General features: G+C 60.9%; 21 protein-coding genes. 13 read left to right on the top strand and 8 right to left on the bottom strand.

Going from position 1 to position 22,832, the window contains the following annotated elements:
• Nucleotides 1-48 precede the first annotated feature (48 nt).
• The 3 genes from glpX to ACR3EL_RS10075 form a co-directional block, all read right to left on the bottom strand.
• Nucleotides 49-1,032: a class II fructose-bisphosphatase gene (glpX, locus tag ACR3EL_RS10085; RefSeq protein WP_170339170.1), complete on the bottom strand. Its 984-nt coding sequence runs from the start codon at nt 1,030-1,032 to the stop codon at nt 49-51.
• A gap of 72 nt (nt 1,033-1,104) precedes the next feature.
• Nucleotides 1,105-2,391, bottom strand: a complete 1,287-nt coding sequence (locus ACR3EL_RS10080) for a homoserine dehydrogenase (RefSeq protein WP_170339168.1) — start codon at nt 2,389-2,391, stop codon at nt 1,105-1,107.
• Between the two features lie 132 nt (nt 2,392-2,523).
• Entirely contained in the window at nt 2,524-2,772 is a 249-nt protein-coding gene (locus tag ACR3EL_RS10075; RefSeq protein ID WP_170339166.1) for a hypothetical protein, read from the bottom strand.
• 100 nt (nt 2,773-2,872) lie between these two features.
• On the opposite strand from ACR3EL_RS10075, the gene ACR3EL_RS10070 reads away from it, so the two are divergent.
• The gene (locus ACR3EL_RS10070; RefSeq protein WP_093961742.1) at nt 2,873-3,460 is read left to right on the top strand and encodes a TetR/AcrR family transcriptional regulator; all 588 of its coding nucleotides are present in this window, start codon (nt 2,873-2,875) and stop codon (nt 3,458-3,460) included.
• A gap of 31 nt (nt 3,461-3,491) precedes the next feature.
• Here the strand turns inward: ACR3EL_RS10070 and ACR3EL_RS10065 are convergent, their stop codons facing one another.
• Nucleotides 3,492-4,403: a pirin family protein gene (locus ACR3EL_RS10065; RefSeq protein ID WP_170339165.1), complete on the bottom strand. Its 912-nt coding sequence runs from the start codon at nt 4,401-4,403 to the stop codon at nt 3,492-3,494.
• A gap of 158 nt (nt 4,404-4,561) precedes the next feature.
• On the opposite strand from ACR3EL_RS10065, the gene ACR3EL_RS10060 reads away from it, so the two are divergent.
• On the top strand, nt 4,562-5,032 hold the full coding sequence (locus tag ACR3EL_RS10060) for a hypothetical protein (RefSeq protein ID WP_093962924.1): 471 nt from the start codon (nt 4,562-4,564) through the stop codon (nt 5,030-5,032).
• A 3-nt stretch (nt 5,033-5,035) separates the two neighbouring features.
• Here ACR3EL_RS10060 and ACR3EL_RS10055 read toward each other — a convergent pair whose 3' ends face one another.
• The 3 genes from ACR3EL_RS10055 to ACR3EL_RS10045 are packed head-to-tail and all read right to left on the bottom strand — an operon-like array spanning nt 5,036 to nt 7,831.
• Nucleotides 5,036-5,620 (bottom strand): TadE/TadG family type IV pilus assembly protein, encoded by a 585-nt coding sequence (locus ACR3EL_RS10055; protein WP_093961744.1) that lies wholly within the window; start codon nt 5,618-5,620, stop codon nt 5,036-5,038.
• Nucleotides 5,607-6,113: a TadE/TadG family type IV pilus assembly protein gene (locus ACR3EL_RS10050; RefSeq protein WP_254429306.1), complete on the bottom strand. Its 507-nt coding sequence runs from the start codon at nt 6,111-6,113 to the stop codon at nt 5,607-5,609. Before ACR3EL_RS10050 ends, ACR3EL_RS10055 begins: the two co-directional genes overlap by 14 nt.
• Nucleotides 6,114-6,163: 50 nt before the next feature.
• The gene (locus ACR3EL_RS10045) at nt 6,164-7,831 is read right to left on the bottom strand and encodes a pilus assembly protein TadG-related protein (RefSeq protein WP_254429305.1); all 1,668 of its coding nucleotides are present in this window, start codon (nt 7,829-7,831) and stop codon (nt 6,164-6,166) included.
• A gap of 430 nt (nt 7,832-8,261) precedes the next feature.
• Here ACR3EL_RS10045 and ACR3EL_RS10040 point away from each other — a divergent pair, with 430 nt between their 5' ends.
• The 9 genes from ACR3EL_RS10040 to rpoD all read left to right on the top strand — a co-directional run bounded on the left by ACR3EL_RS10040 (nt 8,262) and on the right by rpoD (nt 20,329).
• A complete protein-coding gene (locus ACR3EL_RS10040) occupies nt 8,262-9,692 on the top strand; it encodes a Glu/Leu/Phe/Val family dehydrogenase (protein WP_093961747.1) in 1,431 nt (476 codons plus the stop codon).
• A 144-nt stretch (nt 9,693-9,836) separates the two neighbouring features.
• Nucleotides 9,837-10,691 (top strand): hypothetical protein, encoded by an 855-nt coding sequence (locus ACR3EL_RS10035; protein WP_217358598.1) that lies wholly within the window; start codon nt 9,837-9,839, stop codon nt 10,689-10,691.
• Nucleotides 10,692-10,825: 134 nt separating this feature from the next.
• Nucleotides 10,826-12,079: a sarcosine oxidase subunit beta family protein gene (locus tag ACR3EL_RS10030; RefSeq protein WP_170339161.1), complete on the top strand. Its 1,254-nt coding sequence runs from the start codon at nt 10,826-10,828 to the stop codon at nt 12,077-12,079.
• Nucleotides 12,080-12,131: 52 nt separating this feature from the next.
• Nucleotides 12,132-12,395: a sarcosine oxidase subunit delta gene (locus ACR3EL_RS10025; protein WP_170339159.1), complete on the top strand. Its 264-nt coding sequence runs from the start codon at nt 12,132-12,134 to the stop codon at nt 12,393-12,395.
• A complete protein-coding gene (locus tag ACR3EL_RS10020) occupies nt 12,392-15,325 on the top strand; it encodes a sarcosine oxidase subunit alpha family protein (protein WP_480721441.1) in 2,934 nt (977 codons plus the stop codon). Before ACR3EL_RS10025 ends, ACR3EL_RS10020 begins: the two co-directional genes overlap by 4 nt.
• Nucleotides 15,318-15,863 (top strand): sarcosine oxidase subunit gamma, encoded by a 546-nt coding sequence (locus tag ACR3EL_RS10015; RefSeq protein WP_170339156.1) that lies wholly within the window; start codon nt 15,318-15,320, stop codon nt 15,861-15,863. Before ACR3EL_RS10020 ends, ACR3EL_RS10015 begins: the two co-directional genes overlap by 8 nt.
• Before the next feature lie 33 nt (nt 15,864-15,896).
• Nucleotides 15,897-16,193 carry a hypothetical protein gene (locus tag ACR3EL_RS10010; protein WP_170357503.1) on the top strand — a complete coding sequence of 99 codons (297 nt, stop codon included), beginning with the start codon at nt 15,897-15,899 and terminating at the stop codon, nt 16,191-16,193.
• 80 nt (nt 16,194-16,273) lie between these two features.
• Entirely contained in the window at nt 16,274-18,226 is a 1,953-nt protein-coding gene (gene dnaG, locus ACR3EL_RS10005; RefSeq protein ID WP_170339152.1) for a DNA primase, read from the top strand.
• 114 nt (nt 18,227-18,340) lie between these two features.
• Nucleotides 18,341-20,329 (top strand): RNA polymerase sigma factor RpoD, encoded by a 1,989-nt coding sequence (gene rpoD / locus ACR3EL_RS10000; protein ID WP_170357505.1) that lies wholly within the window; start codon nt 18,341-18,343, stop codon nt 20,327-20,329.
• 186 nt (nt 20,330-20,515) lie between these two features.
• Here rpoD and ACR3EL_RS09995 read toward each other — a convergent pair whose 3' ends face one another.
• Nucleotides 20,516-21,622, bottom strand: a complete 1,107-nt coding sequence (locus ACR3EL_RS09995) for a helix-turn-helix domain-containing protein (protein WP_480721438.1) — start codon at nt 21,620-21,622, stop codon at nt 20,516-20,518.
• Nucleotides 21,623-21,947: 325 nt separating this feature from the next.
• Between ACR3EL_RS09995 and ACR3EL_RS09990 the strand changes: the two genes are divergently transcribed.
• Both ACR3EL_RS09990 and ACR3EL_RS09985 read left to right on the top strand, forming a co-directional pair.
• Complete coding sequence (locus tag ACR3EL_RS09990; RefSeq protein ID WP_093961755.1) at nt 21,948-22,349, top strand: hypothetical protein; 402 nt, start codon at nt 21,948-21,950, stop codon at nt 22,347-22,349.
• Nucleotides 22,350-22,371: 22 nt separating this feature from the next.
• Nucleotides 22,372-22,785 (top strand): secondary thiamine-phosphate synthase enzyme YjbQ, encoded by a 414-nt coding sequence (locus ACR3EL_RS09985; protein WP_170339147.1) that lies wholly within the window; start codon nt 22,372-22,374, stop codon nt 22,783-22,785.
• Nucleotides 22,786-22,832: the final 47 nt, after the last annotated feature.

Below are 22,832 nucleotides of genomic sequence, written 5' to 3'. Positions count from 1 at the left end.
CGAATCCTGTCGGACCCGGCCCTTGAACGGTTGTGTCTGCGGGGCCGCTCAGCCTTCGACATGCGGCCAAATGGGGGTGCGGTAGGACATGCGCCGCACCGATCCGGTTTTCGAGCGCATCAGCAGGGTCGTCGTCTCGACCCAACCGGGTTCCCGCTTGATCCGCGGCAGCAGCGACCCGCCGGTGACACCGGTCGCCGCAAAGATCACATCTGCGGTGACCATCTCGTCGCGGGCATAGACACGATCCAGATCGGCAATACCGGCTTTGGCCGCCCGACCGCGTTCATCATCATTTCGGAACATCAGACGTCCAAAGATCTGGCCACCCATGCATTTCAGCGCGGCGGCCGCCAGAACGCCTTCGGGCGCGCCACCCTGGCCCATGTACATGTCGATGCCGGTCGTCTCGGACTCGGCACAGTGCATGACGCCTGCAACGTCACCGTCGGTGATCAGGCGGATCGCAGCGCCGGTTTCGCGCACCTCGGCGATCATCGCTTCATGGCGCGGACGTTCCAGTATGCAAACGGTAATGTCCTCGGGGGTGCATCCTTTGGCCTTGGCCAGCGCCTCGACCCTTTCCCGCGGGGACATGTCCAGTGTCACCACGTTCTCGGGGAAGCCCGGGCCGATCGCCAGCTTGTCCATGTAGACGTCCGGCGCGTGCAGCATCGAACCGCGCGGACCCATCGCGATGACGGTCAAGGCGTTGGGCATATCTTTTGCGGTCAGCGTCGTACCCTCGAGCGGGTCCAGAGCGATGTCCACGCCCGGGCCGTTGCCGGTGCCGACCTCTTCGCCGATATACAGCATGGGCGCTTCGTCGCGTTCGCCTTCACCGATGACTACCACGCCAGCGATATCCAGCAGGTTCAGCTGTTCACGCATCGCGTTGACCGCGGCCTGGTCGGCGGCTTTCTCGTCTCCGCGTCCGACCAGCGAGGCCGAGGCCAGAGCGGCCTGCTCAGCCACGCGCGCAAGTCCAAGGGACAGAAGGCGGTCGTTGAAATCGATTTTGGCAGCGCTCATGCGATGTAATCCTTTGGTAAAGCGAAGACGTCCTGACTGGCATAGCCTGCTCGTGGCGCAGGCCGCAAGGGTTCAAACCTGCTCGATACGCAGAGCTACCGGTTCGCCCGCAACCACATCCGTGGTGCGCAAGTCCTCCAACGCAACGTCCAGCGTGGCGCGTGTGGTCTTGTGTGTAACGATCAGTACCGGTGCCGTGTCCTCGGCATGTGCGTATTGGCGCATCCGGTCGATTGAAACGCCGGCATTGCCCAGAATCGCGGCCACCTTGGCCAGCGCACCTGGTTTGTCCAGCAATGCAAGGCGCAGATAATAAGGGGCAGGCAGGCCGGTGATTGCGGGCTTGGAGTCGACCAGCGACGTGGCGGGTTGACCAAAGGTGGAAATCCGCAGGCCCCGCGCCAGGTCGCAAACATCCCCCATCACCGCACTGGCCGTCGGGCCTTCGCCAGCGCCGGGTCCGCGCAAAACGATCTGTTCGACGGCGTCGCCCTCAATGACCACCATGTTGGTGCCGCCTTCCAGCTGCCCCAAAGGCGAGTCACTGGGTACCAGGCAGGGTTGCATCCGTTGTTCAAGCCCGCGCGGCGTGCGCTGCGCAACGCCAAGCAGCTTGATGCGGTAGCCCATATCGTCGGCCTGATGGATGTCGTCCAGGCTGATATGCTGAATACCCTCGATCTCGATCCCGTCGAAATTCGGCTTTGTTCCAAACGCGATAGAGGCCAACAGCGCCAACTTGTGCGCCGCGTCGATGCCGCCTACGTCCAAGTTCGGATCGGCTTCGAGATAGCCCAACTGCGCGCACTCCTCGAACAAGGCATTGTAGCCCAATCCCTGCGATTGCATTCGGGTCAGGATATAGTTGCAGGTGCCATTCATCACGCCCATGACACGTTTGATGTCATTTCCGGCCAACCCTTCGGTCAGGGATTTTATGACCGGAATTCCACCGGCCACTGCAGCCTCGAACCGGATCACGCGGCCTGCGGCCTCGGCCTGTTCCGCCAATGCCTGGCCGTGAATGGCCAGCAGCGCCTTGTTTGCGGTGACCACATCCTTGCCGGTGGCCAATGCCGCCTCGACCGAGGCCTTTGCCGGGCCGTTTTCACCACCCATCAGTTCGACGAACACATCGATGTCGTTTCGTTTGGCCAAGGCCACCGGGTCGGTTTCCCACGCGAAGCCGGACAGGTTTATCCCGCGATCTTTGTCGGCGTCGCGCGCCGAAACCGCAACGATCTCGATCGGTCGACCAGTGCGCGCTTGCAGCAATTCGGCATGACGGCGCACGATCTTGACGACGCCCACACCCACGGTTCCCAAGCCAGCAATTCCAAGCCGCAGCGCCTGTGTCATTCCGTGGGTTCCTTTCCGCTCGAAGTCTGCCTGTTGGACGCAAGGTCCTTTGTCGGCTGCCATAGCTGGTTCAACGCGGCGGTGCAATCCGTCAGGGACAGAGTTGTTGCGCAGCGGGCGAGCGTACGGGGCTTACTGGGTCTCGGCGTTCTGGAGTGCCTGTGCCTTTTGCGACAGCCGCTCGGCCCGTTGTTCCAATTCTTCTTCCACCGCGGCTGCCTCGTTCACCGGGTCGACGGGTGGCACGTTGACCTGGGTCAACGGGATCAGCTTGGGGTAGGGCGCGGCCTTTACCGAGGCCGCTTCGCTTCCCTCCAACTCGGGAATATCTGCGCACGCGGCCAAGAGGAGCAGCGGCAGGATGACGGAAACAGCTTTCATTTCGCGACCCGAACAATGAGGAACCTGAACGTGATGCACTTTTTGCATGAACGGTTCAAGCGGGGTTCTATATGAACGTACGTTCATATACGATGGATCCATGGCACGTACTCAAGGCTCTCATTCCGATATCACCGGGCCCCGTATCCGCGAGGCCGCCCTGGGATTGTTTGCACGGCATGGCTATGCCGCTGTTTCCATGCGTCAAATCGCGGGGGAGGTCGGGGTGCAGGCCGGTGCGCTCTACAATTACACTCCGGACAAGCAAAGCCTTCTGTTCCGCCTGATGCAGGACCACATGCAAGAGCTGCTGGCGGCCTATGAAGAGTTGGAACCACAGGCGGATGCATTGGGCGCCCTGCGGCAATTCGTGGGTTTCCACATCCGGTTTCACATGCAGCGACCGGACGAAGTGTTCATCGCGTACATGGAGCTGCGAAACCTGACGCCTGAAAACTTCGCCGAAATCGAAAAGCTGCGCCGGCGGTATGAAGATGCGTTGCAGAGCATCCTTCTCGCCGGCCAGAAGGACGGTCTGTTCTCGGTTCAGGATGCCAAAATCGCGACTCTGGCAGTGATTGCCATGCTGAATGGTGTCATGACGTGGTACCGGGCCGGTGGACGGCTTTCGCTGGACGAGGTCGAGCAGATTTATTGGGATATGGTACGCAAGGCGGTCGCGGCCTGACTGGCCGCGCCCTGTTACCGGCTGTTTGGAGTCAGTGCGCCGGCTTGATGAAAGTACCGTTGCGCAACTCCCGAAACGCCTGCTCGAGTTCGGCGCGCGTATTCATCACGATCGGGCCATGCCACGCTACCGGTTCATTGATCGGCGCACCCGAGATCAACAGGAACCGCACACCTTCAGGTCCGGCCTGAACGGTTATTTCGTCTCCGGTACCAAACCGCACCAGCGTCCGGTTGCCCGACATATCGCGAATGTTCAGCTCTTGCCCGGCGACTTCCTTCTCAAGCAGAACGCCGGTCGGTTGCGAGGCGTCGGCGAAAGCGGCCTGCCCATCGAAAACATAGGCGAAAGCACGGCGATAAGTATCTATCTTGAAGGTCTTTTTCACCCCTGCAGGAATCGATACGTCCAGGTATTGCGGGTCCGCGGCGATACCGTCCACCGGCCCGGTCCTACCCCAGAACTTGCCGACGATGACCCGCACCGTGGTGCCATCATCGTCGATCACTTCGGGAATGTCCTTGCCCTGAACGTCCTGGTATCGAGGAGCCGTCATTTTTTGAGCCGAGGGCAAGTTGCCCCACAGCTGAAACCCATGCATCTGCCCGGATGTGTTTCCCTTGGGCATTTCCTGATGCAGAATTCCGGACCCCGCCGTCATCCACTGGACGTCTCCGGCACCCAATTGGCCGCTGTTGCCCAGCGAGTCGCTGTGATCGACGGTTCCTGACAGCACGTAGGTGATAGTTTCAATGCCGCGGTGAGGGTGCCAGGGAAAGCCGGCCTGGTAGTCCTGCGGGTGCTCGTTGCGGAAGTCATCAAACAACAGGAATGGATCAAGTTCGGACGGATCCTGAAATCCAAAAGCGCGGTGCAGCTTTACGCCAGCGCCTTCCATCGTCGGAACGGCCTTGCGGGTTTCGAGTGTTGGTCTGAGCGACATGTGGATCTCCTGTCTCTGGACCCGTTATCTAATTTTCGCTGAAGTACGGTCAATTCGCGAGAAAGCACTGCCTCTGTGCAAAATTGCGCCGGGTGAGTCTTGGCCTGTTGCTTGTCGCTGAAAGCGGGTATGGGGGGCAGGCAAAGGCGGAGTTGGAAATGCAAGAAGACGTACTGGCAACGATTCAGGCTTCATCGGCACGGCGGTGGATGGGGGTGGGAATGCTCGTCACTGTGGGCGTGTTCGTGACTTATGTCGCCCTGGCCGCACCGCCAGCGCCGGAATGGCAGCTGTTCCTGTTCGTGGTCGGAGGTGGCGCGCTTTGGCTCGCGCATCGCGTCTGGCATGCGACAGCGGACCGGATCGAACTGACGCGCACGGAATTGCGCACGGGCAGCGGCAAGCTGATTGCCGAGGTTGGTGAAATCGAAGGGGTGGATCGGGGCGTATTCGCCTTCAAGCCGTCGAACGGGTTTCTGCTGACGACCCGTAGCAAACGTGGCAGGGCTTGGGCCCCGGGCCTTTGGTGGCGCGTCGGGCGACGTGTCGGCGTCGGCGGCATGACGTCCGCCGCCGAGACCAAGTTCCTGTCAGAAATGCTTTCTGCGATGCTGGCCGAGGCCGAATAGCTCTCAGCACCCGCCCGGTGCGTCGATCTTGTCGTAGACGCGCGGGTGGGTGAATACGAAATTGTCCATGGCAAATTCGTTTTCGCCGTATCCGATGCGGAAGGGACGGCGATAGAAGTCCTTCACTTCGACCAGAATCATCTTGCCGTTGTCCGGCATGATGGGCAGCTTGTCACGGATTTCGCTTATGGTGCCATCGGTCCACGCCTCAAAGCTTTCGCCGCGAATACAAGACCACTGCACATAGTGCCGGTCATCCGGCAGGTCGAAGCGAAGGAACGAGATGCGCATCGACACGTCGGAGCGGTCCGACATCATCTGCTGCAGCAGGTCGTACAGCGTATCCATATAGGTTGCGTTGATGTCATTGCGTTCGCGGGAAATGACGTCGGCGATCGCATAAGACGCCTTGAGATTCCGCGAGCTCTGCTTGTACCCGTCGAAGAACGTATAGGACGCACACATGCCCCAGAAGAGCAGGGGATAGATCATCACGGCCTCGACACTGATCACGCCGGATTCCTTGCGGGAAAACCGTTTCAGATACCGGACAGCCAGCGAGAAGATTGAGCGATCAGGTCGGTTCATAGACAAACACCGTTGTTGCGTGCAGTTCGTACATACCGTTGGGCTTTTTCCGCGCGATGGCGCCCAGAATGGTACCCCACCACAGCGGCTTTACCTCGACGCAGGCGCGGACGATCATCAGTTCGTCCGACGTACCCGGCTCGAAGATCTGGCTGTTGCGGATCGTTGCCGGGGTATCGATGCAGTAGGGGTTGGGATCCAGCGTGGTCCCAATAAATGGGTCGACGCGGGTCATTTCCAGGATCAGGTTTTCCTTGCACTCAGGAATGTAGCCTGCCTTGTCGCACACGATGTCCTTCAACAGAGTGTGGGTCCAGCCGTCCTGAACGTTGGTGGTATACTTGTCCAGATTGTTCAGGCGAACGTCGCGGATCGTTTCGTCCAGTCCACGCTCGAGGTTGGCGTGGTTGAAGGCCCCGATCCCGACTTCGACGGCCGAATAGGTCGTCATGATGAAGATGGGGAACCAGAAGACGAACTCGATCGTCGCCATCCCATCTTCTTTCCGCCGGAACGTGCGGAATTTATGAAGCAAACGCTTGATCATTGAGTCAGCCTCAGATTGCGGATGGTCGATCCGATCGATGCAAATACGTCGACGATTTCGTCACCGGTCGCCTCGTAGTAGGCGCCATCATCGCTTTTGCAGTCTTTCAGAAGGGCCTTGCCCTGATCGGGAGCTTCGAAAGCGATAGTGAAGACTACGATGCCATTGGCGCGAGCGGCGGCACACATTGCGCGCGCGCGCGGGTCCTTGGTGCCCGACCCGATCGAAGTGACCGCGTTGTTGTACCAGGTGTTGCCTTTCGTGCTCCCCAGCGCTTCGCGGAACAGGTCGCGGATCGCGCGACGGGTCGTGCGTTCCCAGACCTGAACCCAGGTCAGGTTGACCGATGTCGCGGGGTCGCCATTGTTGTCCAGAACAGTGCGAGTCTCGCTTCTGCTGTAGTCAAAGTTGTAGCAGACGCCGCCGGACCGGTAGGTGCACCGATAGACAGTATACTCGTCGTTGCCATAGGGATCGTCCTGCCAGATCTCGCGACCCCAGTACCAACCTTTGCTGCTGTCCCATTCGGTATAGTCGACATCGTGCCAGAAGTACTTCTCGGTCTCGTAGTCATAGGTCGAATAGGTGGACTTTTTGGCATTCCACCACAGAATGGACGTACCCTCACGGTAGGGGTCGTTTACCATGTATTGTGTGGTGTTCGCGCCGTCCGTCATCAGCACCAGAACCTTCATCGAGTCGTTGCTGGAGTAGCTGTTGGGACGGGTGGCGAACTCTGCAGGCACTTCGTCACCCGCCAGGCGTGCGATCACCGGCTGAATGCTTTCGTCAAGCAGGGCAAGACCCCATTTCAGACCGACGTCGATCGACGTGTTTCCGCCGGCCGTAAAACTTTCGATGTGATCTTTGAGAACCTGCGGGTCCTTCTGCAGGACCGAGACCTCACGGTTGGCGAGTTCGTCACAGACTTCGCTGTAGACGTAGCCGTTGCTGGGGCGCCGGTCATAGGTGCTCCACGGCGTGAAGTGCAGTGTGCGTTGGCGGATCGTATCGGGGTCCAGCGCGGTGGTGTTGAACTCGCTGCTGGTGAAGTTGATGCAGTTTGCCCGGTTATTGGTGCCGGTCGTGCTGAATTCGTCCATCAGATAGTCGGGCAGCGACACCTGAGTTGCGTATGGGATGATCGAGATCGACAGCTTCCCGTCCTCGGTCTTGTCCGCCATCTCTTGCACGAAGTTTTTGGCCGCCACTTTCAGGTTGGCCAGGCGATTGTAGCTGTTCATCGAGCCAGAGACGTCGAGGACCAAAGAAATCTCAACATCATCAATGGCTTCTTCGGCAACGCTGGTTGCCGCGCTCACGATCGAGTCAACATCCCACCACTGCATGAAGTGCATGCCGACATCCATCTGGGCGCTCGCTTGGACCTTGCGGTAGCCTTCGATCGTAACGGCGGTCGCGCCGCAGACATTGGGTTCCACGATCGGGTCACCAACCAGGTACTGGTCCAAGCCTTCCTTCGCGAGGTAGTCGACGACTACGTCCTTGGGGCAAAGGTCCTGGTCCAGGTCGGCCGCCGCCAATACGGCGCGGTCCAGAGCGTATTGCAGGCGCGCACGTTCGCGATCGTACCGCATAACGTCCACGGCGAAGCCCGCCGCGGTGAAGATGATCATCAGAAGGAAGAGGGCGAAGATGGTCATCGTCCCGCTTTCCGAGGTCGCGAAAGACTCGACGGCGCCCCGGCAGCGGTCTGCGTGGCGCGGTTTCCCCGACCGTGTCGATGTCCATTCAAAATTGCGCATAACGAAATCCTTTTGCCGGCCAAAAGCAGCGAAGCCAGTTCTTCGGAACTTTAATAATTTAGATGTGGATCGTGGCGAGAATTGGGCGTGATCGTCACTATGGTGCTCTTTTTGAATGAAAATCGGCGGCAGTCTGGCCGGGAGGGGCATCTTTGTTTCGTTGCTCGGGACAATTTCTGGAAATCGTAAATGTCCGCGACTCGGCTCGGTTGGTCGAAACGCGCTGTTCATAAATTGATGAAAAAAAGTGCAAATCGCGATTGCAGCAGCTTGCCAAGGGTGCGACAAAACGTCATGACGCTCGACGTCAACCGGCATGGAGGATTTTATGACGGCCATCAAGGAACCCAGCTTTCGGGAGAGTGTAGATCTGATGTTCAACAGGGCGGCTGCCCTGATGGATCTTCCACCCGGGCTTGAGGAAAAGATCCGGGTCTGCAATGCGACCTACACCGTTCGGTTTGGCGTGCGTCTGCGGGGGCAGATCCATACTTTCACCGGCTATCGTTCGGTTCATTCCGAGCATATGGAGCCGGTAAAAGGCGGTATCCGCTATGCGATGGCCGTGAACCAGGACGAGGTCGAGGCGCTTGCTGCGCTGATGACCTACAAGTGTGCTCTGGTCGAGGCGCCTTTCGGCGGGTCCAAGGGTGGCCTACGCATCGACCCGCGCAAATACGAAGAGCATGAGCTGGAGCAGATCACCCGCCGTTTCGCCTATGAGCTGGCCAAGCGCGACCTGATCAACCCGTCGCAGAACGTCCCGGCCCCCGACATGGGCACCGGCGAGCGTGAAATGGCTTGGATGGCTGACCAGTATGCGCGGATGAACACCACAGACATCAACGCGCGGGCCTGCGTGACCGGCAAGCCGTTGAATGCCGGCGGCATCTCGGGCCGGGTCGAAGCGACGGGGCGTGGCATCCAATACGCGCTGCGAGAATTCTTCCGGCATCCGGAGGACGTCAAAAAGGCTGGCATGTCAGGCTCGCTGGACGGCAAGCGGGTCATCGTTCAAGGCCTCGGCAACGTGGGTTATCACGCGGCCAAGTTCCTGAGTGAGGAAGACGGCTCTCTGGTTGTGGGCATCATCGAACGTGACGGTGCGATCTATAACCCCGAGGGGATCGACGTCGAAGCGGTTCACCAGTGGATCGTCAAACATGGCGGTGTGAACGGCTACCCGGATGCAACGCACACCGCCGAGGGCACTGCTGTGCTGGAAGAGGAGTGCGATATTCTGATCCCGGCAGCGTTGGAGGGCGTGATCAACCTGTCCAATGCCGAGCGCATCAAGGCGCCGCTGATCATCGAGGCCGCGAACGGCCCGGTGACCGCCGGGGCCGACGAAGTGCTGCGCAAGAAGGGCACCGTGATCATTCCCGACATGTACGCGAACGCCGGCGGTGTGACGGTCTCGTATTTTGAATGGGTCAAGAACCTCAGTCACATCCGTTTCGGCCGGATGCAGCGCCGTCAGGAAGAGGCGCGGCACGAGCTGATCGTGAAAGAGCTGGAACGGCTGGATCGCTATCTTGGCGATGCGTGGTCGATGTCTCCGGACTTCAAGGCCAAATACCTCAAGGGCGCGGATGAACTTGAGCTGGTGCGCTCGGGTCTGGATGACACGATGCGCATCGCCTACCAGGCCATGAGCGAGGTCTGGCATGATCGCGACGACGTGGATGACCTCCGCACCGCGGCTTACATCGTGTCCATTGACCGTGTAGCCAAGAGCTATCGGGCCAAGGGCCTCTGACGTATCAGAAACTGGGCAATCGGGCTTTGACAAAAAGTCCGGTTGCCGCACATCCTGCGCTGGAGTTCAGGCAGTGAAACCAGCGAGGATCTCATGCAAATTACCCGTTCATTAGCATGGGTCGCAGCGATTGGGTCCGCGACCTTGGCGCTTGCGACTGCCGCCATTGCCCAGCCCCGACAGGGCTGGACGCCGACTGTGGAAGGGTTGGCTGTCTATCAGGGCAGCGCCGATCTTGAGGACGGTGGTGATTTCAGCGCATCGCGCGCATTTCTGCGGGCAGGCGGCATTTACAGCTATGGAGACGGGTCCTTTGTGGGTTTGCTGGCGAGTTTCGGTCAGTTTTCTTACGATTTCGGGTTGCCCGGAACCCAGCCGTGGGACGACGTCCGCGACATTCGCCTGAGCGTTCCATTGCGCTTCGCTCTGGACAACGGGGCTGCGGTGATCGTTTCGCCCCAGTTGAGATGGGACTACGAGACCGGCGCCAGTGCCTCGGACGGCTTCACCTATGGTGCCTTCGCCGGCATTTCATGGGCGGTGAGCCCCAATCTGCGCATCGGCCCGGCATTTGGCGTGTTCTCCGAGGTTGGAACGAATGACCTCGAAGTCTTTCCCGCGCTTCTGGTCGACTGGACCTTTGCCGAGCGCTGGCGTCTGAGCACCGGGAGCGCGCTGGGGGCCACTCAAGGCCCCGGCGTCACATTGGAGTACAAGGCTTCGGAAAGTGTCAGCGTCGGGCTTGCCGTTCGGTCCGAGAGGGTCCGCTTTCAGTTGAACGACAACGGGTTGGCGCCGGGCGGCGTGGGCGAGGACAGCAGCATTCCAGTGGTTCTGTCGGTTGAATACGCGCCAAACCCCGGAGTTTCGCTTTCGGCATTTGCGGGTGCCGAGTTTAACGGCGAGTTGCGCTTGGACAATGCAGCGGGGCAGGAAGTCAGCCGGCAGGGCTATGATACCGCTCCGATCGTTGGCTTTGCCTTCCGTCTGCGGTTCTGAGGGCGAATTCGTTTGCGTCCGGTTTGGTCGCGCGTTGACAAGTTCTTGTCGAAAACGGATGCGGAGCCCCGAGCCCGGATTGCTACTCCTGTTGGAAGTTGGTTTGATGCCAGCAAACCCGCAGGGAGATCTGAATGCGCTTTTCCGGCTTACGCGTCCTGAAGGAAGGACTGACGGGCAACAAGGGTTGGACGGCGCATTGGCGTGATCCCGAGCCCAAAGCCGAGTACGACATCGTCATTATCGGCGGTGGGGGGCACGGCCTCAGCACCGCGTATTATCTGGCGAAAGAGCACGGACTGACAAATGTCGCCGTGCTGGAAAAGGGCTATATCGGCGGCGGCAATGTGGGGCGCAACACGACGATCGTGCGCGCCAACTATTTTCTGCAAGGAAATTCCGAGTTCTATTCGCATTCCCTCAAGCTGTGGGAGGGTTTGGAAGAGGACCTGAACTACAACGTGATGCATTCACAGCGAGGCATCATCAACCTGTTCCATTCAGACGGGCAGCGGGACGCGGCCGCGCGGCGGGGCAACATGATGATCAGCCAGGGCGACGATGCCATCCTGCTGGACCGCGATGCGCTGCGCGAGATGCTGCCCTATCTGAACTATGACGATCTGCGCTTTCCCATCTATGGCGGCCTGTATCATCCGCGCGGCGGCACGGCCCGGCATGATGCCGTGGCCTGGGGCTATGCCCGCGGGGCGGATCAGCGCGGGGTGGATCTGATCCAGAATTGCGAGGTCACCGGCATCGACATCGAAAACGGCGCCGTGCGCGGGGTGCAGACGACGCGCGGGGCGATCCGGGCCAAGAAGGTAGGAATCGTGGTTGCGGGCCGTTCGGGGCTTGTTGCCGGCATGGCCGGGATGCGCCTGCCGATCGAAAGCCACGTGCTGCAGGCCTTCGTGACCGAGGGGCTGAAGCCTTGCATCGACCAAGTCGTGACCTTCGGCATGGGGCATTTCTACATCAGCCAATCCGACAAGGGTGGGCTGGTGTTCGGCGGCGACCTGGATTTCTATGCCTCCTACGCGGCGCGGGGCAATCTGCCCACGGTCGAAAGCGTGATGGAGGCCGGCGTGGCCCTGATGCCGATGATCGGCAAGGCCCGGGTGCTGCGGTCTTGGGGCGGGATCATGGACATGTCGCCGGACGGATCGCCGATCATCGACCGCACGCATATCGACGGGCTGTACCTGAACTGCGGCTGGAACTACGGCGGGTTCAAGGCGGTTCCGGGCTCGGGCAACGTGTTTGCCCACCTGATGGCCACCGACCGGTACCACGAGAACGCGACAGGGTTCCGGCTGGATCGTTTCCGCACCGGGCGCGGGATCATCGATGAAGAGGGCAAGGGCTCTCAGCACAATCTGCATTAGGGCGGGTCGGTATGTTTCGTTCGAATATTTGTGAAATCCAGGAGGCGCGGCCATGAGGATCACCTGTCCGTATTGCGGCGAGCGTGACCGCCGCGAGTTCTACTATCGCGGGGCCGCCGTCGATCTGGACCGGCCCGCCCCGGATGCCGGGCCGGAGGCTTGGGGTGATTTCGTCTATCTGCGCGACAACCCGGCGGGCGAGACGCGGGATCTGTGGTATCACGAGGGCGGCTGCGGCGCATGGATCGTCGTGACCCGAAACACGCTGACCCACGAAATTTCGGCGACCGAACCTGCGTCCGGGGGCAAGCGATGAGGGTCGCGGACAGGGGGCTGATCGACCGCGGCACACCGGTCGAATTTTCCTTTGACGGCATCCGGTATTCGGGCTTTCAGGGCGACACGCTGGCCTCGGCGCTGTTGGCCAATGGCGAGCGCTTGATGGGGCGGTCGTTCAAGTATCATCGCCCGCGCGGCGTCCTGACCGCCGGCAGCGAAGAGCCGAACGCGCTGGTCACCATCGGCCGAGGCCCCGCGCAGGACCCCAATGTCCGGGCCACGATGCAAGAGATCTATCCGGGCCTCGAGGCGCGCAGCCAGAACCGCTGGCCCAGCCTGAATTTCGACGTGATGGCGGTGAACGATCTGGCCGCGCCCTTCCTGGGGGCGGGTTTCTACTACAAGACCTTCATGTGGCCCCGCAGCTTCTGGGAGAAGCTGTACGAACCGATGATCCGCCGCGCCGCAGGGTTGGGCGCGCTGTCCGGGCAGGCCAACACCGACACATATGAAAGCGCCTATGCCTTCTGCGACCTGCTGGTGATCGGGGCTGGCCCGGCGGGTTTGATGGCCGCCCTGACGGCGGGCCGGGCCGGGGCGGATGTCATTCTGGCCGACGAAAGCAACCAGATGGGCGGGCGTCTGCTGGCCGAGAGGCTCGAGGTGGATGGCAAGCCGGGTCACGTCTGGGTAGACGAGGTTCTGGCCGAACTGCGGGCGATGGAGAACGTGCGGCTGATGACCCGCACGACCGTGGCGGGTGCCTACGATCAAGGCACCTTTGCCGCGCTCGAACGGGTCTTGCACCATACGGGCGACCGTCCCGCCGATGCGCCGCTGGAAACCTATTGGAGGATCGCCGCCCGCCGCTCGGTTCTGGCGGCCGGGGCGCTGGAACGCCCGGTGGCGTTTCGCAACAATGACCGGCCCGGTATCATGACCGCCGGGGCCGTGCGGGCCTATCTGAACCGCTGGGGCGTCGCCGCCGGCCAGAGTGTCACAGTCTTCGGCAACACCGATGACATTCACCGGACGGCCCGCGACCTGTTGGCGGCTGGGGTCCACGTTGCCGCCGTGATCGACAGCCGCCATGACGGGCCGGTGTCGACCGACTATCCGGTGCTGCGCGGGGCGCAGGTCTGTGGCAGTTCGGGGCGCAAAGGGCTGGAGTCGATCACTGTGCGCCGCGCCAGCGGAGAAGAGCGCATTCAGACCGATTGCCTGGCGATGACTGGCGGATGGAACCCCTCGGTCAACCTGACCTGCCACATGAACGGTCGACCGACTTGGCGGCGTGACATTGCCGCCTTCGTGCCCACGCCAGGCGCCGTGCCCGGGATGCGCACGGCCGGGGCCTGCAACGGCGCGTTCTCCACCGCCGCCTGTCTGCGCGAGGGTATTTCGGCTGCGACCGAGGCGCTGGGTGATCTGGGCCTCAAGTCGCCCAAGCCCGAGCCGCCGCCGGCCGAGGATCAGCCCTATGAAATCGCGCAACTGTGGGCGGTGCCGGGCAAGGGGCGCGCGTGGCTGGATTTCCAGAACGACGTGACCGTCAAGGACGTCAAGCAGGCCGCGACCGAGAATTTCCGCTCGGTCGAGCACATGAAGCGTTATACCACGCAGGGCATGGCCACCGATCAGGGCAAGAACTCGAATGTCGCGGCGCTGGCCGTGCTGGCGGATGCCACCGGGCGCGCGATCCCCGAGACCGGAACCACCACCTTCCGCCCGCCTTACGCCCCGATCGCCATTGCCGCGCTGGGCGCGGGGGCCGAGGGGGCGGGGTTCAAGCCACAGCGCTTCACCACCTCGCACAAGGCGTCGGTGGCGCGCGGAGCGCCGATGGTCGAGGCCGGGCTGTGGTACCGGCCCAGCTATTTCCCGCAGCCGGGCGAGACCACATGGCGCCAATCCTGCGACCGTGAAGTGCAGATGGTGCGCACGGCGGTCGGCGTGTGCGATGTCTCGACGCTGGGCAAGATCGACATTCAGGGGCACGACGCCGCGCAGTTTCTGGATTTCGTCTATACCAACACGTTTTCGACGCTGAAGGTCGGGCGCGTGCGCTATGGGCTGATGCTGCGCGAGGACGGGTTCGTCATGGATGACGGCACCACCGCGCGTTTGGGTGACAGTCATTTCCTGATGACCACCACGACCGCCGCCGCGGGCGACGTGATGAAACATCTGGAATTCGTGCGCCAAGGTCTGCGGCCCGATTGGGACGTGACACTGGTTTCAGTGACGGAACAATGGGCGCAATTCGCCGTGGCCGGCCCCAAATCGCGCGAGGTGCTGAACGGCGTGCTCGACACCCCGCTGGATGATGCTGCGTGGCCGTTCATGGCCTGCGGGCCGGTTTCGGTTCTGGGAGTGCCGGGGCGTCTGTTCCGGATCTCGTTCTCGGGTGAACACGCCTATGAAATCGCCGTGCCTGCGCGGTATGGGGCCAGTTTGTTCGACATTCTGACCCAACGAGCCGAGGCGCTGGGCGGCGGCCTGTATGGGATGGAGGCGCTGAACGTCCTCCGGATCGAGAAGGGGTTCATCACCCATGCCGAAATCCACGGGCGGACCACGGCCTATGACATCGGGATGGGGCGGATGGTGTCGCAGAAAAAGGACTGCATCGGCAAAACTATGTCCGAACGCCCAGGGCTTGAGGCGCCGGGGCGCGAGCGGTTGGTCGGGCTCAAACCCATCGGGGAAAGCCGCCAGTTGCTGGCAGGTGCGCATCTGTACAACGAAGAGGACGCGCCGGTACGCACCAACGATCAGGGCTATGTGACCTCGGTCTGCTATTCGCCAACGCTGGGCAGCATGCTGGGGCTGGCGTTTCTGGCCGATGGCCCCGACCGTCATGGCGAGATCGTCAAGATGGTCGATCACCTGCGCGGCGTGACCACGCTGTGTGAGGTGACGGACCCGGTGTTCTTTGATTCAGAGGGAGAGCGTTTGCGTGGATAAGCTGATTGCTCAGACCCCGTGTGACGGGCTGCTGCCGCTGATCATCGGAACGGTCTCGGTCACCGAGGTCGACCCGGGCGCGATACATGCGGTTTCGGCCTTTCAAGGGCAGACCAAAGCACTGTCCGAGGCGATGAAGGCGGCGCATGGCATGGCGCTGCCGGCCCCAAACCGCGCCACCGGGAAGTCGGGCGCGCGGGCCATCTGGTTCGGCCCGGGTCAGGTCATGCTGATCGGCCCCGCACCAGATCCTTCGCTGTCCGCCTATGCCGCGGTCGTCGACCAGTCTGATGCCTGGGCCGTGGTGCGGCTTGAGGGCGACGGGGCCGAGGATGTTCTGGCCCGTCTGGTTCCCGTTGATCTGCGCCCGCAGAACTTCAAGCGCGGACATACGGCGCGCACGCTCCTGTTCCACATGACCGCGTCGATCACTCGGGTTAGCGAGAAAGCCTTTCAGATCATGGTGTTCCGGTCGATGGCCACATCGTTGGTTCATGATCTGCAGAGGGCAATGGAAGGTGTGGCAGCACGCGGTTAGACTGTTGCAAAGAACTGATTCCAAGGGGACCTTATGCTGCGCATCGCACTTGCCGCCACTCTGCTTGCCACACCGCTGGCTGCCGCTGAAACCAAGGAACAAAGCTGCCGCTATCAAGCAGACGTTGTGGCGGCGGTTCAAAAAGCCCGTCTTGATCGCGTGAAAGAACGGGACGTTCCTGAAGCGGTGGCCGAGGCCGGCCCGACCTGGCCCGAGAACTACAACGCCGCAATCCCGTTGATCACCCCGTGGGTCTATGAGCAGAAGATGCGCGATATCCGCAAAAAAGACCTCGGTGCCGCCTGGATGGAGCTGTGCCTGCAGCAGTAATCCACAGGGCCGCGAATTGGCTGTGGACAAAGGCCTGCCGTGCCCTTGGCGGGCGGCCTGGTTTCTGCCATGTATGAAGCATGTCATTGCCCCCTGGATTTCTGGATGAGCTGCGCACCCGTCTGAGCCTGTCTCAGGTCGTCGGGCGCAAGGTCATGTGGGACAACCGCAAGTCCAATCCGGGCAAGGGCGACATGTGGGCGCCATGCCCGTTCCATCACGAAAAGACGGCCTCGTTCCATGTGGATGACCAAAAGGGGTTCTATTACTGCTTCGGGTGCCATGCCAAGGGCGACGCGATCAGCTTCGTGAAGGAAACCGAGAACGTCTCGTTCATGGAAGCTGTCGAAATTCTGGCGCGCGAGGCCGGATTGCCGATGCCCGCGCGCGATCCCAAGGCGCAGGAAAAGCAGGACCATCGGGCGCAATTGGCCGATGTCATGGAGCAGGCGGTGCAGTTCTTCCGCCTGCAACTCAAGACCGGGGCAGGGGCCGAGGCGCGCGCCTATCTGGACCGCCGCGGTCTGGACGCTCAGGCGTTGGAACGCTGGGAAATCGGGTTTGCACCCGACGGCTGGCAGGCGTTGTGGGACCATCTGCGCGGCAAGAACGTGACCGAGGACCTGATCCTGGGCGCCGGTCTGGCCAAGCCGTCGAACAAGGGCAAAAAGCCCTATGACACCTTCCGCAACCGCATCATGTTCCCGATCCGCGATCCGCGCGGCCGGTGCATCGCGTTCGGCGGGCGGGCGATGGACCCCAACGACAACGCCAAATATCTGAACTCGCCCGAGACCGCGCTGTTCGACAAGGGGCGAAGCCTGTACAACCACGGACCGGCCCGTCAGGCGGCGGGCAAGGGGCAACCGCTGATCGTGGCCGAGGGCTATATGGATGTGATCGCCCTGTCCGAGGCAGGCTTCGGCGCCGCCGTCGCGCCGCTGGGCACCGCGATCACCGAACACCAGTTGCACATGCTGTGGCGCATCGCCGATGAGCCGATCATCGCGCTGGATGGCGACACTGCCGGCCTGCGCGCGGCGATGCGGGCCATCGACCTGGCGCTGCCCCTGCTGGTGGCCGGCAAGTCTCTGCGGTTCGCCCTGATGCCCGAGAGCAAGGATCCCGACGATCTGCTGCGCGCCGAAGGCCCGGAGGCGGTTCAGGCGGTGCTGGACGCGGCCATTCCGATGGTGCGGCTTTTGTGGCGGCGCGAGACCGAGGGCAAAGTGTTCGACAGCCCCGAGCGCAAGGCGGCCCTGGACAAGGCGCTGCGCGAAAAGATCCAGTTGATCCGCGATCCTTCGATCCGGTCGCACTACGGACAGGAAATCAAGGATCTCCGCTGGCAACTTTTCCGCCCGCAGCGGCAAGGGGCAGGGGCTCGAAACTGGCAGCCGAAAGGCAAATGGCAACCGCCAAAACCGTCGGCAACTCCGGATGCGCGGGCCTCGTTCCTTGCGTCCTCGGAGAATGCGGATATCCAGCTGCGTGAAGCGGCAATCCTTGCGATTGCAATCCTGAACCCCGAGGTCGTCATTCAATTCGAGCACCAACTGGAAGAGATGGAATGCCTGAACACCGATCACGCGGCCCTGCGCGATGCAATCCTGCGGCACGCGATCGACGATCCCGACAACCTGAAAGAGCATATTGTTCAGTCTTTGGGGCCGGCCCCTCTTGAAAACCTGCTAGCCCTTCGCCATGTCGCTGTAATCCCCTGTGTGCACAAACCGGGCGACGTCGAAAAGGCACAGATGACTCTGGCCGAGGAACTCGCAAAAATCAAAGCGCTCCGGGGGCTGGATGCCGAGATTGCCGAAGCCGAAGAGGAGTTGTCCGATCTGGCGGATGAAGCGTTAACGTTCCGGTTGGCCCAGGCCGCCGAAGAACGCAACCGCGCAAGCCGCAGCCAGAACGAGGACAGGGCCGTTTTCGACATTGCTGACAACGGGGCGCGAATCAATCGTGACGAGAAAGACGCGTTTCAGGCGATCATGTCCGGCATCAAGTTCGAGCGGAAACGCCGCTGAAGTGGTGTTTTCATAAAGCACTGGAAAAGAAAAACGGGTAAACGGGTGGCCGAATCACTTCTACGCGCTAATGATTCGGTTCCATCGAATCACCCATCCCTGCAGGAGCACTGAATGGCCGCCAAGGATACCAACGAGGAACGGAAGTCCGACGACCAGGAACAGGAAATCTCGCTGGACATGAGCCAGGCCCAGGTCAAGAAGATGATCGCCGAGGCTCGCGAGAAAGGCTACATCACTTACGATCAGCTCAACCAGGTCCTGCCGCCGGATCAGGTCAGTTCGGAACAGATCGAGGACGTGATGTCGATGCTGTCCGAGATGGGCATCAACATCATCGAAGACGAAGAGGCCGAAGAGGAAGAGCAGAAGGGCTCGACCGATCTGGTCACCACCGACAGTAACCGTGAGGTTGCGCTGGCCGGTGCGCAAACCGAAAAGCTGGACCGGACCGATGACCCGGTGCGCATGTATCTGCGCGAGATGGGGTCGGTAGAACTGCTGAGCCGCGAGGGCGAAATCGCCATCGCGAAACGGATCGAAGCCGGTCGCAACACCATGATCCTCGGGCTTTGCGAAAGCCCGCTGACCTTCCAGGCGATCTCGATCTGGCATGACGAACTGTTGTCCGAGGACATCCTGCTGCGCGATGTCATCGATCTGGAAGCGACGTTCGGCAATCAGATGGACGAGGATGGCGACGTAGAAGAGCCGGTGGTGGATACTTCGGCTGTCACGGCCGCCAAGCCCGCCAAGGACACGGGTCCCGAACTGGATGCCGACGGCAACCCGATTGCCAACGACGATGACGATGATGAAGACGATCAGGCGAACATGTCTTTGGCCGCGATGGAAGCGGCACTGAAAGATCAGGTTCTGACTCAGCTTGAGCGGATCTCGACGGATTTCGCAAAGCTCTCGGAGATGCAGGACAGCCGGATCTCGGCAACTCTGAACGAGGATGGGTCGTTCAGCGACAAGGATGAGCAGACCTATCAAAAGCTGCGCGCCGAGATCGTTGAATTGGTGAATGGCCTGCATCTGCACAACAACCGGATCGAAGCCCTGATCGATCAGTTGTACGGCATCAACAAAAGGGTGATGTCGCTGGACAGTGCCATGGTGAAGCTGGCCGACCAGGCCCGCATCAACCGCCGTGAGTTCATTGACGAGTATCGCGGTCGTGAACTTGATCCCAACTGGCTGTCCGACATGGCCCAAAAGCCGGGTCGCGGCTGGCAGATGTTCATCGAACGCTCGTCGGACAAGGTCGAGGAACTTCGCAACGACATGGCGCAGATCGGCCAGTATGTCGGTCTGGACATCAGCGAATTCCGCCGCATCGTCCAGCAGGTTCAGAAGGGCGAGAAAGAGGCACGTCAGGCCAAGAAGGAAATGGTCGAAGCCAACCTGCGGCTGGTGATCTCGATCGCCAAGAAATACACGAACCGCGGCCTGCAATTCCTTGATCTCATTCAGGAAGGCAACATCGGCCTGATGAAGGCGGTGGACAAGTTCGAATACCGCCGTGGCTACAAGTTCTCGACCTATGCGACCTGGTGGATCCGTCAGGCGATCACGCGCTCGATCGCGGATCAGGCGCGCACCATCCGTATTCCGGTGCACATGATCGAGACGATCAACAAGCTGGTGCGGACTGGCCGCCAGATGCTGCACGAAATCGGTCGCGAGCCGACGCCGGAAGAACTGGCCGAAAAGTTGCAGATGCCGCTGGAAAAGGTCCGCAAGGTGATGAAGATCGCCAAGGAGCCGATCTCTCTGGAAACCCCGATCGGCGACGAGGAAGACAGCCAGCTGGGTGATTTCATCGAGGACAAGAATGCCGTGCTGCCGCTGGACAGCGCCATTCAGGAAAACCTCAAGGAAACCACCACGCGGGTACTGGCCTCGCTTACCCCGCGCGAAGAGCGGGTTCTGCGGATGCGTTTCGGCATCGGCATGAACACCGACCACACGCTGGAAGAGGTCGGTCAGCAGTTCAGCGTGACGCGCGAACGTATCCGGCAGATCGAAGCCAAGGCGCTGCGCAAGCTGAAACATCCCAGCCGAAGCCGAAAGCTGCGGTCCTTCCTGGATCAGTGATCAAAAAGGCGTCTCGATCGAGGCGCCTTTTTCATTTGAGCTGCGGTTTGGTTCACGACGGCCAAACGTGAATTCAATTTGGCGGGAATTCGCAAGTGGTCTGAGCCTTCGCGGTCCATATCGCTTGTGTCCACTCATGGGACAGGTCGGGGCGAGGCGGCAACGCTGATGACCCCCGGCCGCTTGTCAGGCAAGCTTTCTGCGCCGGGACTGATCCTTGAACGCGCTGGGAGATTGCCCGGTCCAGCGTTTGAAGGCAGTCGAAAATGCCGCTTGGTCTGCGTAGCCAAGGCTGTACGAGATCTCAGAAAGGCCCATGTCGTTCTTCAGAAACGTTCTGGCGAGGTCGCAGCGCAGGTCGTCGACAATTTCGCGAAAGCTGGTGCCTTCCTCGGTCAGGCGTCGACCGAATGTCCGCGGGCTCATGCCCAGATCCTTGGCAACCTGTTCGGCGCGGGCGATGGCCCCGGGAAGCGATTGGGTGATCCGCCCTTCGACCCGCGACCGTAGAGTCTGTTTTTCGTCACTGTTTTCATGCAGCAGACGGTCACCATATTCCATCAGGTGTTGTCGCAAGCTGGGGTCGTAGGTCGGGACGGGCACGTCGAGCGTTGATTGCGGCAAAATGATCTCCAGCTTTTCTGTGCCAAACACCACCGGGAATCTGCCGAGTTTCGAATAGTCTTCCTCTAGCGCGCCGACCTTGTGCTGAAACCGCAGTTCGATCGGTTGGATCGGGATCCCCGTGAGAGCACGCAGGCGGGCAATGCAGGCAAACATGAGGAACTCGGTTCGCCGGTGGTACCGCGAAAAGCTTGGGTCCTTCCACCTGGCCTCGATGGTTGCCGAATTGCCGGACTCGTGCAGCCTCACGGCGATGGCAGGATCAATCAGCCGGTGGAAGTGGTTGGCGTTCTCCAGAACCTGCCGCAGATCCCGGGAATACTTGCTGATATATGCCGTCAGGCTGGAGGTTGCACTGAACTGCAAACCCGTTCGCGCGCCGAACAGGATGTCGTTGAGTTCATCGCAAGCGTGGCGGGCGAACAATGCCTCGCTGTGGGCGCTGTACAGCTTTGCAGGCGGCGCGAGGTCTTGCGCACTCAGCCCGCTTTTGGCGAGGACACGAACGACCGTATCAGTATTCCCTGCCTGCGCCTGCAACGCGGACGCCAGCAACTGAATTCTGGCGATATCGACTTGCATGCCACGCTCCGGAACCCACTGAATTGGCCGGATTATGTAGCGAATTTTGTCATTTGCATAGTTTTTGTGAGGTGACAGTTCCCACACAGGTTCAGACACGGCGCAAGTATTTACGCCGGAAATGGCTTCAGATCACAAAGACGTGGCCGGGCAAAGAAAGACTCCGTGGTACGGCCGTCATAGATCAGCCGCGTGCCGGGTCAGTCCCGTGGGGATCGGGCAGAGCCGAAGGATTTGGTCACACCAACCGATCTGTGGCTCCCCGGCACACATTGAACGCATGTCCCGATTCCAAAGACGCAAGGCACCATTCGCATGCGCACCGTTCCTGAAATCATCGTGAACGGCGCTGTTCTGGGCTTGGTGGAAAACTAGGCTATGATGCGTGTCGAAATCAGGGAAGATATTTGCAATGAAACATATTCTGACATGCGCTGCGGTTGCGGCAATGGTTGCAGCCGCTCCGGTCGAGACTGATGCCGCCCCGAACGGGTACCGGACCGAGCCGATGAACAGCACCGATTTTGAGGTCATCCCTCGTGCCCGGCAGGACGTTGATGGGTATTGGTGCGCAGCGGCGGATTTTGCTCGGCGCAAACTGGGGGCCGGCTGGCAGCAGCGGATTTACGTTTTGCGCGGCTATGGGCCCAGTGTGACAACCGGGCGTCGGACCGCTGTGCAGTTTTCCATAAAACCGCCGACAGGCGGCGTGCCACAGCAACCCAGCGTAGTGGTTTCGGGATTTCAACCGGGCTACAGCATGTCGGTCCAAGGTGCGAACGCCCGATGCAACGTGCGCCCCTTCTTCAACTGACGCGAACAGGGCCACCCGGTTGATGCAGGCCGAATTCACCATCGAAACCCGAGGGCAGGGGCTGTACGAGTTCACCTCCGACATCCGTGACTGGCTGTCCGCAAGTGTGGCCGACGGATTGCTGACGCTGTTCGTCCGCCACACATCCTGTTCACTGTTGATACAGGAAAACGCGGATCCCGAAGTTCAGACGGACCTGCAGGCATTTTTCTCGCGGCTGGTTCCGCCCTCAGATCATCCATCGATGTCTTATCTGAAACATACGTATGAGGGGCCCGATGACATGCCGGCCCATATCAAGGCGGCGATGATGCCGGTCTCTCTTTCGGTCCCGGTCTTAAGTGGGCGCCCTGCCTTGGGAACATGGCAGGGTATCTACCTGTTCGAACACCGGACCGCGCCCCACGTTCGCCGAGTTGCGGCGCATTTTGGGTGACCCTGCATATAGCGGTTGAAATTTCCGACTACCCAAACTCTAGCGGC

Source organism: Ruegeria sp. BJ3, assembly GCF_056535665.1.
The sequence above is the reverse complement of the archived record's forward strand: the minus strand, read 5'-3'. Positions and strand labels throughout refer to the sequence as shown.

Excerpts from the sequence above, each read along its gene's own strand:
- ACR3EL_RS10010 (WP_170357503.1), top strand. The coding sequence starts at position 15,897 with ATGCTGCGCATCGCACTTGCCGCCACTCTGCTTGCCACACCGCTGGCT.
- ACR3EL_RS10025 (WP_170339159.1), top strand. The coding sequence starts at position 12,132 with ATGAGGATCACCTGTCCGTATTGCGGCGAGCGTGACCGCCGCGAGTTC.
- ACR3EL_RS10070 (WP_093961742.1), top strand. The coding sequence starts at position 2,873 with ATGGCACGTACTCAAGGCTCTCATTCCGATATCACCGGGCCCCGTATC.
- ACR3EL_RS10040 (WP_093961747.1), top strand. The coding sequence starts at position 8,262 with ATGACGGCCATCAAGGAACCCAGCTTTCGGGAGAGTGTAGATCTGATG.
- ACR3EL_RS10045 (WP_254429305.1), bottom strand. The coding sequence starts at position 7,831 with ATGACCATCTTCGCCCTCTTCCTTCTGATGATCATCTTCACCGCGGCG.
- ACR3EL_RS10055 (WP_093961744.1), bottom strand. The coding sequence starts at position 5,620 with ATGAACCGACCTGATCGCTCAATCTTCTCGCTGGCTGTCCGGTATCTG.
- rpoD (WP_170357505.1), top strand. The coding sequence starts at position 18,341 with ATGGCCGCCAAGGATACCAACGAGGAACGGAAGTCCGACGACCAGGAA.
- ACR3EL_RS10065 (WP_170339165.1), bottom strand. The coding sequence starts at position 4,403 with ATGTCGCTCAGACCAACACTCGAAACCCGCAAGGCCGTTCCGACGATG.
- ACR3EL_RS10030 (WP_170339161.1), top strand. The coding sequence starts at position 10,826 with ATGCGCTTTTCCGGCTTACGCGTCCTGAAGGAAGGACTGACGGGCAAC.
- ACR3EL_RS09990 (WP_093961755.1), top strand. The coding sequence starts at position 21,948 with ATGAAACATATTCTGACATGCGCTGCGGTTGCGGCAATGGTTGCAGCC.
- ACR3EL_RS10060 (WP_093962924.1), top strand. The coding sequence starts at position 4,562 with ATGCAAGAAGACGTACTGGCAACGATTCAGGCTTCATCGGCACGGCGG.
- dnaG (WP_170339152.1), top strand. The coding sequence starts at position 16,274 with ATGTCATTGCCCCCTGGATTTCTGGATGAGCTGCGCACCCGTCTGAGC.
- ACR3EL_RS10080 (WP_170339168.1), bottom strand. The coding sequence starts at position 2,391 with ATGACACAGGCGCTGCGGCTTGGAATTGCTGGCTTGGGAACCGTGGGT.
- ACR3EL_RS09985 (WP_170339147.1), top strand. The coding sequence starts at position 22,372 with ATGCAGGCCGAATTCACCATCGAAACCCGAGGGCAGGGGCTGTACGAG.
- ACR3EL_RS10020 (WP_480721441.1), top strand. The coding sequence starts at position 12,392 with ATGAGGGTCGCGGACAGGGGGCTGATCGACCGCGGCACACCGGTCGAA.
- ACR3EL_RS10050 (WP_254429306.1), bottom strand. The coding sequence starts at position 6,113 with ATGGCGACGATCGAGTTCGTCTTCTGGTTCCCCATCTTCATCATGACG.
- glpX (WP_170339170.1), bottom strand. The coding sequence starts at position 1,032 with ATGAGCGCTGCCAAAATCGATTTCAACGACCGCCTTCTGTCCCTTGGA.
- ACR3EL_RS10075 (WP_170339166.1), bottom strand. The coding sequence starts at position 2,772 with ATGAAAGCTGTTTCCGTCATCCTGCCGCTGCTCCTCTTGGCCGCGTGC.